Origin of the sequence: Terrabacter sp. 2RAF25 (assembly GCF_052115265.1) — a bacterium.
Classification (GTDB): Bacteria; Actinomycetota; Actinomycetes; order Actinomycetales; family Dermatophilaceae; genus Terrabacter.
Window position 1 is genome coordinate 1 of record NZ_JBFRGJ010000045.1, and the last position, 480, is coordinate 480.

Sequence of the window (480 nt, forward strand, 5' to 3'; positions counted from 1 at the left end):
CTGTCGCGCGCATCATCGCCGGAAGGCAGGCGCGCAACTCAGGCCAGCGCAGCCGCTCGCCGCCGGTGAAATTCGCAAGCTTGCCGGTGCCCAGCCCCTCGATCACGACGAGGATTTCAGAAACGGCGAACAGGCCGATCGTCAGGACGGTGAAATCGATGCCGCCCAGCAGCTCGATCGAGTCGAAGGTGAAGCGTTCCACGCCAGAGCCGCCGTCGATCCCAACCATTGCCAGCAGCAGCCCCAGCGAGATCGCGATCCAGGTCTTGGCCATCCGGCCCTGCCCCATGGTGACCAGCAGCGCGAAGGCCAGCGTCATCAGCGCCACGTATTCGGCCGGACCGAAGCGGACGGCCAGCCGCGCCAGCGGCACGGCCAGGAAGGACAGCAGCACCACCGTCAGCGTGCCGCCGACGAAGCTGCCGATACCGCTGAGCGCCAGTGCCGCCGCGCCGCGGCCCTGCCGCGCCAGCGGATAGC

At 68.8% G+C, this 480-nt stretch carries 1 protein-coding gene; it reads right to left on the reverse strand.

Annotated elements, in window-relative coordinates; all coding sequences use genetic code 11:
• A partial coding sequence (locus AB4091_RS21885; RefSeq protein ID WP_442295023.1) for a tripartite tricarboxylate transporter permease occupies window positions 1-480 on the reverse strand: 480 nt, incomplete at both ends.